The sequence below is a fragment of the Paraburkholderia pallida genome, from assembly GCF_004524855.1.
In the GTDB taxonomy this organism is placed as follows: domain Bacteria; phylum Pseudomonadota; class Gammaproteobacteria; order Burkholderiales; family Burkholderiaceae; genus Paraburkholderia; species Paraburkholderia oxyphila.
Map to the genome: position 1 here is coordinate 577,498 of NZ_CP038149.1, position 13,524 is coordinate 591,021.

At 63.1% G+C, this 13,524-nt stretch carries 11 protein-coding genes and 5 pseudogenes; 9 read left to right on the plus strand and 7 right to left on the minus strand.

What is annotated here, in order from left to right:
* Positions 1-341 precede the first annotated feature (341 nt).
* Both E1956_RS17815 and E1956_RS17820 read left to right on the plus strand, forming a co-directional pair.
* Positions 342-800 carry a DJ-1/PfpI family protein gene (locus E1956_RS17815; RefSeq protein ID WP_134751491.1) on the plus strand — a complete coding sequence of 153 codons (459 nt, stop codon included), beginning with the start codon at positions 342-344 and terminating at the stop codon, positions 798-800.
* Positions 797-2,092 (plus strand): NRAMP family divalent metal transporter, encoded by a 1,296-nt coding sequence (locus tag E1956_RS17820; protein WP_134751493.1) that lies wholly within the window; start codon positions 797-799, stop codon positions 2,090-2,092. The genes E1956_RS17815 and E1956_RS17820 overlap by 4 nt, the downstream gene beginning before the upstream one ends.
* A gap of 212 nt (positions 2,093-2,304) precedes the next feature.
* Here the strand turns inward: E1956_RS17820 and E1956_RS17825 are convergent.
* A pseudogene (locus E1956_RS17825) lies at positions 2,305-2,436 on the minus strand (ATPase domain-containing protein); the annotation flags it as partial.
* A gap of 144 nt (positions 2,437-2,580) precedes the next feature.
* Here E1956_RS17825 and E1956_RS17830 point away from each other — a divergent pair.
* On the plus strand, positions 2,581-3,666 hold the full coding sequence (locus tag E1956_RS17830; protein ID WP_134751495.1) for an extracellular catalytic domain type 1 short-chain-length polyhydroxyalkanoate depolymerase: 1,086 nt from the start codon (positions 2,581-2,583) through the stop codon (positions 3,664-3,666).
* 60 nt (positions 3,667-3,726) lie between these two features.
* Here E1956_RS17830 and E1956_RS47725 read toward each other — a convergent pair.
* Positions 3,727-3,930, minus strand: a pseudogene (locus tag E1956_RS47725) (DUF3564 family protein); the annotation flags it as partial.
* A gap of 124 nt (positions 3,931-4,054) precedes the next feature.
* Between E1956_RS47725 and E1956_RS17840 the strand changes: the two are divergent.
* Positions 4,055-4,366, plus strand: a pseudogene (locus tag E1956_RS17840) (paraquat-inducible protein A); the annotation flags it as partial.
* 349 nt (positions 4,367-4,715) lie between these two features.
* Here the strand turns inward: E1956_RS17840 and E1956_RS17845 are convergent.
* Together E1956_RS17845 and E1956_RS17850 are read right to left on the minus strand one after the other, a co-directional pair.
* Positions 4,716-5,618: a hypothetical protein gene (locus E1956_RS17845; protein WP_232071701.1), complete on the minus strand. Its 903-nt coding sequence runs from the start codon at positions 5,616-5,618 to the stop codon at positions 4,716-4,718.
* Positions 5,619-5,991: 373 nt separating this feature from the next.
* A complete protein-coding gene (locus E1956_RS17850; protein WP_134751497.1) occupies positions 5,992-6,195 on the minus strand; it encodes a CsbD family protein in 204 nt (67 codons plus the stop codon).
* A 126-nt stretch (positions 6,196-6,321) separates the two neighbouring features.
* Here E1956_RS17850 and E1956_RS17855 point away from each other — a divergent pair, with 126 nt between their 5' ends.
* Positions 6,322-7,194, plus strand: a complete 873-nt coding sequence (locus E1956_RS17855) for a CHAD domain-containing protein (RefSeq protein WP_134751499.1) — start codon at positions 6,322-6,324, stop codon at positions 7,192-7,194.
* Between the two features lie 44 nt (positions 7,195-7,238).
* On the opposite strand, the gene E1956_RS17860 is transcribed toward E1956_RS17855, so the two are convergent.
* On the minus strand, positions 7,239-8,663 hold the full coding sequence (locus tag E1956_RS17860) for a hypothetical protein (RefSeq protein WP_197732891.1): 1,425 nt from the start codon (positions 8,661-8,663) through the stop codon (positions 7,239-7,241).
* A 298-nt stretch (positions 8,664-8,961) separates the two neighbouring features.
* Between E1956_RS17860 and E1956_RS17865 the strand changes: the two genes are divergently transcribed.
* A complete protein-coding gene (locus E1956_RS17865; protein WP_134751501.1) occupies positions 8,962-10,278 on the plus strand; it encodes a cation:proton antiporter domain-containing protein in 1,317 nt (438 codons plus the stop codon).
* Between the two features lie 106 nt (positions 10,279-10,384).
* Here E1956_RS17865 and E1956_RS17870 read toward each other — a convergent pair whose 3' ends face one another.
* Complete coding sequence (locus E1956_RS17870; RefSeq protein WP_134751503.1) at positions 10,385-10,831, minus strand: PRC-barrel domain-containing protein; 447 nt, start codon at positions 10,829-10,831, stop codon at positions 10,385-10,387.
* A 476-nt stretch (positions 10,832-11,307) separates the two neighbouring features.
* Between E1956_RS17870 and E1956_RS17875 the strand changes: the two genes are divergently transcribed.
* The gene (locus E1956_RS17875; protein ID WP_134751505.1) at positions 11,308-11,469 is read left to right on the plus strand and encodes a DUF1328 domain-containing protein; all 162 of its coding nucleotides are present in this window, start codon (positions 11,308-11,310) and stop codon (positions 11,467-11,469) included.
* 185 nt (positions 11,470-11,654) lie between these two features.
* Positions 11,655-12,275: pseudogene (ligD, locus tag E1956_RS17880) on the plus strand (non-homologous end-joining DNA ligase); the annotation flags it as partial.
* A gap of 2 nt (positions 12,276-12,277) precedes the next feature.
* Here the strand turns inward: ligD (E1956_RS17880) and E1956_RS17885 are convergent.
* Positions 12,278-13,084: an IS5 family transposase gene (locus tag E1956_RS17885; RefSeq protein ID WP_134751510.1), complete on the minus strand. Its 807-nt coding sequence runs from the start codon at positions 13,082-13,084 to the stop codon at positions 12,278-12,280.
* 44 nt (positions 13,085-13,128) lie between these two features.
* Between E1956_RS17885 and ligD (E1956_RS17890) the strand changes: the two are divergent.
* Positions 13,129-13,431: pseudogene (ligD, locus tag E1956_RS17890) on the plus strand (non-homologous end-joining DNA ligase LigD); the annotation flags it as partial.
* Between the last annotated feature and the right edge of the window lie 93 nt (positions 13,432-13,524).

The window sequence follows — 13,524 nt, forward strand, 5'->3', positions numbered from 1 at the left end:
ATGAGTATCTGCTGACTACGCTCGCCGCCGGCGGGACTGCACGGATGTGACGCGGGACCCGAGGCCATTCGAACGCTCTGCATGGGTTCACGCAAGTTCCATTCCGCGCGCACAACCGCTGCGGACCGGCATAGGGCTTGCAGCCGATGAACCGGTAAAGAGGCGGCTCTATGCGTGCGCAGCCCATCGATTTCTACGGCACGCGGCCTGCGTGCTTCGCATATGAGCACCGGTGCGCAGTGTCTTCAATTCGCGATTACATAGGAAGCCAGACTACGAGTCCCGACTCACGCGCCAATGCGGCCCCCACTGAATGAGGAGAAGATGCAATGACCAGCTAGATGAAGAAGTACCGCGTCGCTATCCTGGCGGTCGATGGTTTCGAAGAAGTGGAGCTTACCGAGCCGCAGCGTGCGTTCAAGGAGGCTGGAATCGAAGTTGACGTGATTTCGCAAAAGTCTGGTGCGATTCACGGTATCCGGCATGTGGATCTCGGCAACAAGGTCAACGTGGATCGCACGTTCGCCGATGCACAGGCTGACGATTATGATGCGGTCGTTCTCCCCGGCGGCGTCGTGAACTCGGGCGCAATCCGGCTGATTCCGGAGGCCCAGTCTTTCGTGAAGCGGGCAAACGCGTCGCACAAGCTCATCGCCGTCATCTGCCACGGGGGCTGGCTGCCTTTCATGACCCACACGGTCAGCGAGAGAACCGCGAGGCTACGAGCAAGCGTGGCACGGCGTTTGCTGAAGTCAGCTGCCGCTTGCTCCGGCGGCATCCTTGAGAGGGCGTGTCCGTGACTGACCAGGATAGACTCGAGCCGGAAGTTTCGGTTACCGATCAAACGGAGCGCTCGTGGCTGTCCCGGCTCGGGCCTGGCCTCGTGACCGGGGCGGCGGACGACGATCCGAGCGGCATTGGCACCTATTCCCAAGCCGGGGCCCAGTTCGGCCTCACGCTTTTGTGGACGCTCCTGTTGACCTATCCCCTGATGGTCGCCATCCAGATGATCAGTGCACGAATCGGACGCGTGAGCGGGAAGGGGCTCGCTTCCAATATGCGGGTACTCGGACCGAAATGGCTGGTCATCGCAATGGTGCTGGTTCTCGCGGGCGCGAACACCGTCAACATTGCCGCAGACCTGGCAGCGATGGGGGCGGCGATCCATCTTCTCGTGAAGGGGCCCCAGCAGCTTTATGTGGTGGCTCTGGGGGCATCGTCTGCAATCCTGCAGATCTGGCTTCCTTATGATCGATACGCGCGCTTTCTAAAATGGCTCACCCTGGTGCTGCTCGCCTACGTTGCGGTCGCGTTTGTCGTGCCGGTGAACTGGAGGCAGGTCGCACTATCCGTGATCTGGCCGCGCGCCAGTCTTTCCGGCGCGTATCTCACCACCGTCGTGGCGGTTCTCGGCACGACGATCAGTCCGTACCTGTTCTTCTGGCAGGCGTCTCAGGAAGTCGAGGAACTTCGCTCGAAGCCTGGCGAGCGTCCGCTGCGGTGGGTCTCGTCATTCAAGGCTTACCGTCATATCGACAGGATCGCCGCGGACACGTGGATCGGCATGGGGATTTCGAATGGCGTCGGCTTTTTTATCGTGCTCACTGCGGCTGCAACGCTTCATGCCCATCATATAGAAATCCGTACGTCCGCCGATGCGGCACAGGCTTTGGCGCCCATCGCAGGCCGCTTTGCCTCGATGGTTTTTGCCGCCGGCATCGTGGGCACCGGGCTGCTTGCGCTCCCGGTGCTGGCTGGCTCCGCGGCGTATGGCGCGGCGGGGGCCTTCAGATGGCGCAACAGCCTTTCCCTGCATCTGACGCTCGCACGCGAGTTCTACTCGGTCATTGCGGTGGCGATCATCGGGGGCGTCGGCATGACTTTTTTTCACCTGGATCCTGTCAAGGCGCTTTACTGGAGCGCGGTGATCAACGGACTGGCTGCGGTCCCGGTGATGGTCGTCGTGATGCTGATGGCCAGCAGCGGGCGGATCATGGGCAGGTTTGCCATATCCGGTCTCCTGAAAGCCGGCGGGTGGATGGCCACGTTGTTGATGGCAATCGCGGCTGCCGGCATGTTTATGCCCGGGTAGGCGGCAGTCGCCGTAGTCGCTCGAACTGTCCAAAGAAGGTGTCGTGGTAAAGAAGACGGCCAACCGGGAAACGGGTTGGTTATCCAGACCGGGTAGAGGAAAGCGCTTTCGCTATCTCCGCGACCAGCTGCTGCTGTTGATAAGGTTTGCGCAGTCGCGGAAAGTCCGCGTTCGCCCGCTTGCGCACCGGAGATCAGAAAACGAAGGGCGAGCGTCGTTTTGCCGGTTCCGGGAGCACCTTCCAGCAAAAAAAGCTGCCCCTCGGTGAGTCCGCCTATCAAGACATCGTCGAGTCCTGGAACGCCGGTTTTGGCAGTCCGTTTGCTTCCCGTCTCAGCATCCATCGAACACCATCTCAAACACCCAGTGAGATTGATCGGTCAACGCGTCGCCCAACCCGATCGAGAAGGGACTGCATTTCCTCGGATAATGCAAAATTATTTTGCCGTGACTTCTATACTGACGTCTTATTGACTTCGCCCTTGTCCATGCCCAGGAAAAGAACCGGCGTCTGGTCCGGAGGTCTCGACCTGCTTTCCAGCCTGATGGGAGCGCGGTCGAAGAAGAAAGCCGTTGCGCGCAAGCCAACGGCGGTCAGCACTGCCCGCACGGTTGCAAGAAAGCGCGTTAGCGCGCCGCGCACTGGCCACCTGCCATCGACGCGGACAGCGGGCGAGTGGCTGCGTTCGTTTCACTCCGCGCCGCCGCTCGCGGGGCGTCTCGTGAACCATCTCGCCTACGGCTTGTATCTGCCGGCTGCCGCAATGTCGGGGCGGGGGATGCCCCTCGTCGTGATGCTGCACGGATGCAAGCAGACCGCGGAGTCGTTTGCCGCCGGCACGCGCATTTGCCGGCTCGCGGAGCGAGCCGGATTTGCGGTGTTGCTTCCCGAGCAGGCGAAGACAGCACATCCTCACCGCTGCTGGCACTGGCACGATAATCCGATGCATTCCGAGGCACCTGCCGTAGCGTCGCTCGTCGCGGCGATCGTTCAGGAGCATGGCTTCGACCACGAGCGCGTGTATCTGGCGGGGATCTCGGCGGGAGCCGGGCTCGCCGCAGTGCTCGGCGTTTATTACCCGGCGCTCTTCGCCGCCGTTGGCATGCACTCGGGCCCGGTATTCGGCGCCGCCAACTCCACCCTGACGGCCATGCGCATCATGCGCGGGGGCAGCCGCGAAAATCCGCTGCGCCTGATAGAGACGTCCGTGGACGTCGCCGGCTATCCTGGCTTGCCGGCCATCATCGTCCAAGGTGAACTCGATGCCGTCGTCACGAAGCGCAACGCTGCACAGCTTGGCGCCCAATTTGCGCGGCTGAACCGGCTCGTCGATACGCAGGGCGTCTTGCGCGTTGGCGAGCAGCGGACATACAGCCGCGACGTGGTGGACTACCTGGACTATCTGAAGGGCGGCCGGCTCGTCGTGCGGGTTTGCATCGTTCGAGGCCTGGGCCATGCATGGAGCGGCGGCGACCCTCGTGAAGCATTTCATTCCGGCAAGGGCCCCAACGCGACGGCGATGCTGTGGAACTTTTTCCGGCGCCAGCGGCGCGGCGCGAAGCGCCCGGCGTAACCCGCCACCCGGCGTCCTGTCCTGTCCGCAGTCAGTGCGGTCATAGCGCGGTCAGTGCAGTCACAGTAGATGATGCGCCCGCGATAGCCTGCCCGCGAATAGTGCGTTAGTCGCATGTATCCGTGTGCGATCGACTTCCTGCAGGTGCCAGTGCCAGTCGATCTGGCTGTGCGGAACTTCGCGCGACAACGTGGCGATACCGCTTGCACAGCTGATTTCCTGATGGCGGCTCAGGTGCAGATTGTGTAGTACGCAGAGCGGCTTCGTGGACCTCGCACCTCATCGCGGTCCAGGAGCAGCGCAAGCTGGATGCCACAGCAGGACCGGCGCGTGGGTTACACCGTGAGCACGCGGGCCGCAGGAAGCGTTGTAGCGCTTACGCGTAATGAGCATCGTCATTCCCGTCGCCAAGATCATCGGCGTGGGGTGGTTCATCCTTTCCGTGCGGCGGCGCTTGCGCCGGCATTTGCGGGCGAAGGCGCACCTGTATCGCTGGATCGACGAGCTGGGCCGATGGTCGAATGTCGACGTCTTTACGATTGCCGCTTTCGTGCGGCTGATTTACTTCGGCGGCATGGCCTCGACGCGGCCCGCGATTGGCGCCACGGTGTTCGCGCTCGCCGTCGCGCTCACGATGGCGACCTCGCATGCGTTCGATCCACGCATGATGTGGGACGTGCATATCCGGAGCCGGTCGTGACCGGCGCGCGTTCTCGGCGCACGCAAGCCGAGGTCCGGCGCAGCAATTGCGCGGCTTTCGCGTGGGTACAGTCACGGGCGTGCGCTTGAGCTACGACGCAGATAGCCTGACTGCCTCGCCGAAAATCCGCGAGAGCCTGACGCATATCGATCGCTTCGTGGCGCAAATCGACCGCACGAGACAGCCATCGCGCCATATGGCGGCGACGCCCGAGGCGAGAACCGACGAGCGCGCGCACGCGAAAGTCGCGGCAGTGTCACGCACAACGGCGCAAAGGCGTGCGTCCTGCGGCGTCAAAGCCTCAAAGGCATCGGCGGACGCGTTGGATTTCCCAACCGTGCGAGGACCATCAGCGGCCGATCACGCGTTCCCAGCCATGGTGCACGGCCGCCTTGAAGCGCTCCCACCCGCTTGCCGGATAGCGCGACTCCCAGTCTTTGCGGGCACTGGGCTCGACCTGTTGCCAGTCGTACCCGCGATACCGCTCGTCCTGCCCGAATGTGGCTCCGTGCGCATCGGCCCGGCGGTACTCGTCGTATGACACGCCCGTGTTTGCGTAGTGAGCGTCATAATCCTTGCGAAATTCGCTGTCGTATAGATCATCGTCGTCAAGCGGGGTCCCCATGACGGGATCGCCCACGAGGCCCGTGCCCGGGGACCCGCGCCGCTGTGTGCGAGTCGTGACCTGTTGGAACACGCCGGCGGCTTTCGGCTCGTCCAGCGCATAGCGAGCGCTCTGCATGCCTGTGGAGCCAGCGGCGGAAGAGCCGCCTGTGGGCGCAGCGCGCTGCGGTTCGTAGTGTCCGGGGGCATCGCGGTCCGCCAGGCTAGCCCGCCGTGCCACGTGTTCCGGCATGCCCGTTTTCGTGGAAGCGTTCCGCCATGCGTTGGCGCGCTCCTCAATGTCAGTTGCACCCGCACGGCGCATCAACTCGATAGCCACATCGACTTCCCTGTCTGAAACATCCGCGCAGACAAGCGTTCCACCGCGGCGAACGAATTCCCGGTAATCCTCGGTTTCCGGCGGATACTCGCTATTCTTGAAGATCCGTGCAAACAAGTGCTCGAGTTCATCGAATATGACCTTGCGATCGCGAACGTCGCCACCGCCGATTGCGTAGACACGCGGCCCCTTTTCGGCTGGGGCCTCAACTGACATCGAATAGACGGCAACATCGGCTTGCACCATCCCGGCATCGCGTAGCGCCTGCTGCGCCGAACGCGCATCCGCGCAGTTGTCGTATACGCCCAATACGGCTTGTCTCATGACCGTCTCCTTCCGGAAATAGCAGCGCGGCGGCGCCATACGGCGAAGATCGCAACCGACATGCCCAAAGGGCGGACGCCGAGGACCGTGAGCGAACGCGTATTGCCGGGTTTGACCACCCCTTTCTCAAGCCCGGCGCTGTGGAGGAGATCGAGCGTTTGGTGCGCACAGCAACCGATTTATGCGGGCACATGCGTTGCGTGACCTATCACCCGTAAGGCCGCTCATTTCGAGCACGCACAGGCGAGGACTGGGGTGCGCTCATCCAACGGCATGACGGTGGCGCACGTGTTTGTTTTGCTCGTGAGCGGGGGCGCCACGCAAAGTGCGATAAACCTGAGCGCCACGCCCCCCGTCTTCATTCTGGGGTCTCGTCGATATCGCCATCGGTGGCTTTTCTGACGACATCCTTCACGTCACCGACTTTCTTCCGTGCTTCACCCACCCCTTGCTGAACGTCACCCTTGAGTTCCCGGGACTTGTTTCCAGTCACCTTCCCGGCCACTTCGTTGACTTTCCCTTTGAGTTTCTCTGCTTCGCCCTTCACATGATCCTTGTTCATGCTCCTTCTCCTTTTCCAGGTCGGCGCATTGTGCGCTAGAGGGGTGTGCAACGCGCGTACCTGTTACGCAATCCCGGCAAGGAACGGGGATTGCGTTTTGCAAGTAGACGCGCGAACGGAGGGACCATGAAAGCGCCACGGCTGATCAAGCAGCGTAACGAAATCGAGGCGAAGATGGACACCACGGACCGACAAAGCGAGACGCGGCGCGAAGACGCGCGAACACTCTTTCCCCGACTGGGCAAGCCCCTCGTCAACGAGGTGCTCAAACACCGGATGCACGGTCATGCCACCGTCGAAGACCTTCACGCGCTGCGCGTGGCATTGCGGCGCATGCGCACGCTCTTGTGGGCATGGCGGCCGCTGCTCGATCGCGATGCCGTCGAGCGGGATCGCGCGTTTCTCAGGCGCGTGGCTGCTGCAGCGGGCGGGGCGCGCGACTGGGATATTGCCATGACGCTGGTCGACACCGAAGATAGGGAGTTTCAGGGAGAGCGCGTTGACGCCGCTCGCCGCAAAGCTCGCAAGAGCGCCGAAACTACGTTGTCCGCAGCAGATCTCAAGCACACGTTGCCGGACATACTGAATGCAGTGAAGTCCGGCCTGAAGACCGGACGCGCGTCCATGCCGGCAACGCGTTTCGCACGCAAGCGGGTACTGGCGGCGCGCGAAGCGCTAGGGAAGCGCATCCGTCGCGCACGCAAGGCAGACAAGCGGGAATACGACGCCTGGCATGATGTGCGAAAGGGCGCGAAGAAACTACGCTATCTGCTGGAATTCTTTTCTCCCATGGCATCGCACGGCTACAAGGGGAAGTTAAGATCGCTTAAGAAGATCCAGAAGAAATTTGGCTTGCTGAACGATGCAGTGGCCACGGAACGGCTTCTTACGAACCATCGTGACGTATTCGTGAACGATGCCGCTGCGCAGGCGGCGCTCACGAAGCTTCATAAGGAATGCAGGCGCCGCCAGCGCGCTGCCTCAAACATGTTGGGCTGAACCACCGGTATGGGGTTCGTGTTGCCTCCTGGATATGGCGATGCTCACTGCAAGGCGCCTGCCGGTGGTGCTTCCGGTTCCGCTAGCGTTTCGCATTCCACATTAAAAAGGGCGCCATGCTCGCGTAGCAACGTCTCGAAGCGCAACGGGCCGAGAGTGGGTGGAATGGCGTGCCGGGGCTGCAGTCGAGCGAGCGCCTGACCGAGTCGCCCGAACGTCGCGAAGTCGCGCGGGTAGCGAGCGGTGTCGACGCCGGCAAAGCGTCCGGCGCCGCCCGCGTAATCGAGAAGCTCGCGCCAGCGATCGATCGGTGCAAGGCCGATGCTTTGCACGCCGGGCGAGAACAGCATCAGATCGATCTCATCGATCTCCGGCCCGTAGTCGAGAAACCGCTGCAGCGCGTTCGCCGATGGTTCAACGCAGAACATCAGCCAGAACGGTATCGCGTGCAGCTTGAGCGTCGTCAACGGATCCATGAGCAGGAACGAGTCGACGATGAGGCGGCGCGCCACGATGGCATTGTCCTCATACCATTGTCGGTACACGTGCGCCGTCGCGAAACTCAGCGCCTCCGGTTCCTCGAAGCGAATCTCGACGAGGCGCCAGTCCATCGACGCGGCGAGCGCGGCGAGGTCCCCGCGCAAGGCGGTGTCGAATCCCCATTCGGCCTCGGGCGCGCGCAAGTTCGCGGCCGGTGGCTCCCAGCGTGAGCGCATGCTGTGGTGGCGCTCGAGGAACGTGCGCACGCGTTCGCCGCCGCGCTGATATTCGTCTTCGGTGGCGCCGCCCGTTGCGCCGAACTGATAGAACGAGCGCTCGGTCGTGAGCCTGACGGCCCAGTCGCGCGTGCAATGCACGATGTAGAGTGTGGCGCCTCGCTCGAGCGTGTGCAGCAGGAACTCGCGAAACGCGAGCGGAAGGCGGCGGTGCTTGAGGTGAAAGTAGCGGATGGCGTGCAACATCAGGCGGTCCTGATTGGGGTCATGCATCTGATGAACCGCGATACGCTCATCGGCGGCGAGCAGGGCATCCGCCACGCGATTGCCTTCGGAAAACGAGCGCTGCGCATCGTCGGGATCGCTGAACGTGGCACGCACTGGGCACAAAAAGGTTTGCGGCAGCCATGGAGCGCGCATCGCGGCAGCGAGATGAATCATGGCGCCATTGGACGAGCCAACGAACGCACATCCGAAGGATTCGTGCGGGTAGAGCCCGATGATCCATTGGGCGATACGCTCGATATCGAGCTGCCTCGCCTGGCGCGGGTCGATGCCCTCGTTCATGCCGCCCACGATATAAGCCCATTCGCGCGGAATTCTGGGCAGCGCGTTAATGGCGGGCATCAGGAAGTCGAGCATCGGCGACTGGCCAGGGCGCGCAAAGGGCTCGCCGCGCAATGCGCTCGCGAGCGCCTGTGCCATGGCGGCAGCGGAATCGAAACGTGCGATGCCTGGCGGCGGCTTGTTCATGACGCATGCTCCAGTTGACCTGGACGCGTCAACCGACTTGAAAGTGTCGCGAGGCGAAGCGCTACGGTCACACGCACAACCACGCAATTGCCGTTCCATCATTGACGGCGCCGCATAGCACTCCTGAAGGAGGATCTGGTTTGCCAAATTTCAGGTCTTACAGGTAGGCTTTGCAACCGTGCGCGAATCGAAGCCACGCCACCGGGTCAATCCCCCGAAAATCTCAAACACGCTTCGCGCCGGGCACAGACCGTGCGTAAGCGGAATGCGCGCAACGAAGCAGAGAGTCAACAGGTCTATGGCGTACGAAGCCCCCTGGTTTTTGCTCATCGGCGTCCTGCTGATGTTCATCGCGCTCGCGCGCGGCCCGATCGCACGCCTGCCGCTCACGGGCGCCATGATCTATCTGGCGGTGGGCATCGTGGTGGGGCCGGGCTGCCTCGGCCTCGTGCATGCCGATCTCGCGCAGGACGTGCGTACGCTCGCCGTCGTCGCCGAGGCCGGTCTCGTGATTTCACTGTTCTCGGTCGGCATGCATCTGCGCATCCGGCTGAGCGACCGGCTCTGGTTGCTGCCGCTGCGGCTCGGCGTGCTCGCCATGGTGCTGAGCGTCGCGCTGATGTTCGCGCTGGCCTTGGTGCTGGGCGTTCCCGCGGGCCTCGCGCTGTTTCTTGCCGCCGCGCTTGCGCCCACCGACCCCGTGCTCGCCAACGAACTGCGCGTGCACGAAGCCGGAGACGCGGAACCGGTGCGTTTCGCGCTCTCGGGCGAGGGCGGTCTCAACGACGGCGCGGCCTTGCCGTTCGCGATGCTAGGTCTCGCGTTATGCGGCGTTCCGGTGGCCGCCGCGCACAGCGTGGCTTCCTTTGCTGCGTCGCTTGTCTGGGGCGCGGTGGGGGCGTTGCTGGTCGGTGCGGTGCTGGCCACGCTCTGCGTGCGGCTCGTGCTCCATTTGCGTACACGCTACGGCGAGGCCGTGGGGCTCGATGGCTTCATCGCGATCGGGCTTATGTCAGTGACCTATGGGTTCGCGCTGTTGCTGCATGCCTATGCGTTCGTCGCCGTGTTCGCGGCGGGCGTCGCGCTGCGTTATGCGGAACTGCGCGCGACCGGCGAGCGCCGCCCGGCCGAGGCGCTCGAAAACGTGCAGCTGGGCGAACTCAGCGAAGTCGCGAAAGATCCCGAGCGGGCGCACGCATGGCTCGCCGAAGGCATGACAGGCTTCACGCTGGAGATCGAGCGGCTCGCCGAATTTTCTCTGCTGCTGATCATCGGCTGTGTGATCTCCGCGCATTGGCGCGAGATGCTGGAGCCGCGCGCGCTGCTGCTTGCGCTTGCGCTCGTGTTCCTCGTGCGGCCCGTAGCCGTGCTCGGGGCGATGGCCGGCGCCCATGCGGACAGGCAGCAGCGCAACCTCATGGCGTGGATGGGCATACGAGGCGTGGGCGCGTTCTACTACGCGGTGTGGGGGATCGATCAAGCCGGCGACGCGTTGCGGCCGGCGCTGCCCGTCGTGCTCGACGCGATCGCGATTTCCGTGTTGCTGCACGGATCGACCGCGGGCTATGCGCTGGAGTACTACTTCCGGCGCAAGCGGCAAGCAGGAACCGCCTGATGCGTGTGTCGTGGTGAAGGGTGGCGAAGCTGCGCCCCGGCCATGCGGCGCTGGAAGTCCATCGGTTCGACCCGGCGGCATTGCCGCCGGGTCTGGGCGCTGCCAATCAGCGACGTGGAAGTTCCGTCGGATCGCGCTCCCAGTGCGCACGCGTACCGTAGTACTCGTTGAGCGTCGTGGCCCAGCCGACATCGGCCATCGAGGGCCAGTGGTCCTTGTCGAAGCCGGGCGCGGTCTTGACGCGCTCGCTGGCCACGTTCAGCACGAAGCATTTGCGGGTCGTGTCGAGCGTGAGCGCGGCCCACGGCAGCGCCAGCAGCTTGTCTCCAATGCCGAGAAAGCCGCCGCTCGACATCACGGCATAGGCGACGCGTCTGCGCTCGACGTCAAGCATGATATCCTTGATTTTTCCAATTTCTTCGTTATCCAGACTAAATACGCGATCACCGTCCAGCGTGCGGGCCGCCATGATATAGGGACCGGGTCCGGCAGCGGTTTCGCTGCCTTTGCCGACGATGCGCGCGCCAGTTGAGGAATCGGGATTGATTGCCATGATGGGCTCCTGAATGGAAGAAGGGAAGCGTGAATCGTTCGATCGTCGGGCGTCGCGCGTTGGCTGCGCGAGCGCATCGGACGATGCGTCGACGTTTCAGCAACTCGCGCGCCCAGCACACGACGGTGCTAGTTGCCGAAGTCGATGCGCGTCATACAACAGCCGAGCATGTACATGGGTCTTCCTGCTGCGGCATCCAGTTCCCAAGGCGTCGCTGGGTTCGTACGCTTTTTTCCGCCTTCGTGTGCATGTTGGTATCGCTTCTTTCGATACGCATTAGCATCACCTGCAAGCGATGTGCCGCGAGTGGGTAAGGTGGCAAAAGCCGGCGTGTGCCCTGCGCCGCACCGGCGTCCGGTGCAAGCGTGGCACGCACATTGCGAACCGGCGAGCACGAGGTGCCGGAGCGTGGCGAGGCCGCGGGTGGCTGCGGCGCTTTTGGCGTGTTGTGCGAGGTAGATATTCAGGAGAATGAAATGCTTTATTACGCACTGGTTTTCTTCATCATTGCCGTGATTGCGGCTTTCTTCGGATTTGGCGGCATTGCGGTGGGCGCGGCGAGCATCGCGAAGATCCTCTTCGTCATTTTCGTCGTGCTATTCCTTGCGAGCCTGTTGTTCGGCATGAGGCGGCGGTGAGCGCAGCTTCCCCACACGGATAGGCGTTGGCATCCGGCTACCGCCGGATGCGCTTCTCATTCGCCTCGCCGTATTCCCTTTGCCTTATTCCCCGATTGGCGTGCCACAACGCGCCAACCAGAAAACCTTGTCCCACAGCCACACCCATCATTGAGAGCGGCTTCCAGGCCACTCATCGCCGCCCGCGCGCCGGGCGCGACGAAACCGAAGTGGCGGCCGTACGCATCACGCACCCCGAGCGCGTGATCGACGAGCAAAGCGGCCTGCGCAAGATCGATCTCGTGCACTACTTCGAGGCGATCGCGCCGCATCTCCTGCCGCATCTGCACAAGCGGCTGGTTGCGATTGTCCGTGCCCCGACTGGCGTATCCGGGGAGCAGTTTTTTCAGAAGCACGCGAAGCCGCCGCAGATCGCACATGCCGTGCGACACGCCGACCTCGATCCCGGCCGCGCGCCGCTCCTGACGCTGGAGAGCGCGCGAGCGCTCGTGGGCGCGGCGCAGATGGACGCGATCGAGCTGCACACATGGAACGCGCTGACGACGAGCATCGAGAAGCCCGACAGGATCATATTCGACCTCGACCCGGATCCTGCGCTCGACTGGAGCCGCATGATCGAGGCCGCGCGTCTGACGCATGAGCTGCTCGACGAGCTGGGCTTGCGCGCGTGGTGCAAGACGAGCGGCGGCAAAGGGCTGCATGTGGTGGTGCCGCTTGCGCGCCATGCGGGCTGGGACGAGGTGCGCGAGTTCGCCCGCGCCGTTGCGCAGCAAATGGCGAAGCGGCTGCCCGAGCGCTTTAGAGCGTGTTAGGAACTTTGGATAATCGGCGCAGCATGAACGAGCATCAACATGGCGAAGACGACGAAGTGCAGACCTGCCAAGGTTTCGGGCAGGCGCTCGTAGTCGCGAGCCAGTCGCCGGAACCGGTTGAGCCAACCGAAACTGCGCTCGACCACCCAGCGACGCGGCAGCAGCACGAAGCCCTTTTTCGCCTCGGGCAACTTGATGACCTGCAGTTCGATGCCTTCGTCACGCGCGGCCTGCGCCGCATCCTCGCCTGTATAGCCTTGGTCAGCGAATACCAGCTTCACTGTCTGGCCCGTTACCCGCTGAACCTGACGGGCAAGCTCGGCCACCTGCGCGCGCTCCTGCTCGTTTGCCGGCGTAATGTGCACAGCCAGCAGATTGCCCAGCGTATCGACGGCCATGTGAACCTTGCTGCCACGCTTGCGCTTATAACCGTCGTAACCCGCACGCGGGCCGCTTTCGCACGTGGACTGCAACGTGCGTCCATCCAGGATAACCGCGCTCGGTTGCCCCTGACGCTCTTGAGCCACACGCAGCACCGAACGCAAGTCGTTGACCATCGCCTCGAAACAACCCGCGTTCAGCCACCGTTGTGTTTGCTGATAGACCAGTTCCCACGGCGGAAAGTTGGTCGGCAGCATACGCCACGAGGCACCGGCTCGCGCCATCCAGCGCAGCGCGTTGAACATTTCGCGAAGTTCGTATCTGCGTTGCGGTGCGTCTTCGTTCATCAAGGTCAGGTACGCAACGGCGAAGCTCCATTCTTCGTCCGTCACGTCCGTCGGGTATGGCTTGCGTGGTGTCATCACACCAGGATACCAGGTCCGACTGAAAGTGCCTAACACCCTCTAGCGCGAAGCTGGGTCCGCAGAATCGCAAGGGACGTATTTTCGTGGACTATCTGCGCAACTCACGCGGCGCGAGCACGATTGCCGCCTATGCGCCAAGAGCGCGGCACGGTCTCGGCGTATCAGTGCCGCTGCGCTGGGAGGAAGTCGACACCACGACCGGCGGTGCCCAATGGAATATCGCGAATCTGCACGAGCGGCTAGATACGCTGGAAGGTGACCCTTGGGAAGGTTATGGGAGCACGCGCCAGCGCATCGGCGCGGCCATGCTGCGGCGTTTGCAGACCGGAAAGTCATGGCCGTGACGCTCATGTCGATTGTCGGGCTGCGGGCACGTGCATTGCGTTAAGTGGCATGTCCTGATTCGATACGTCATAGAAGCATCGTGACCCGTAGAT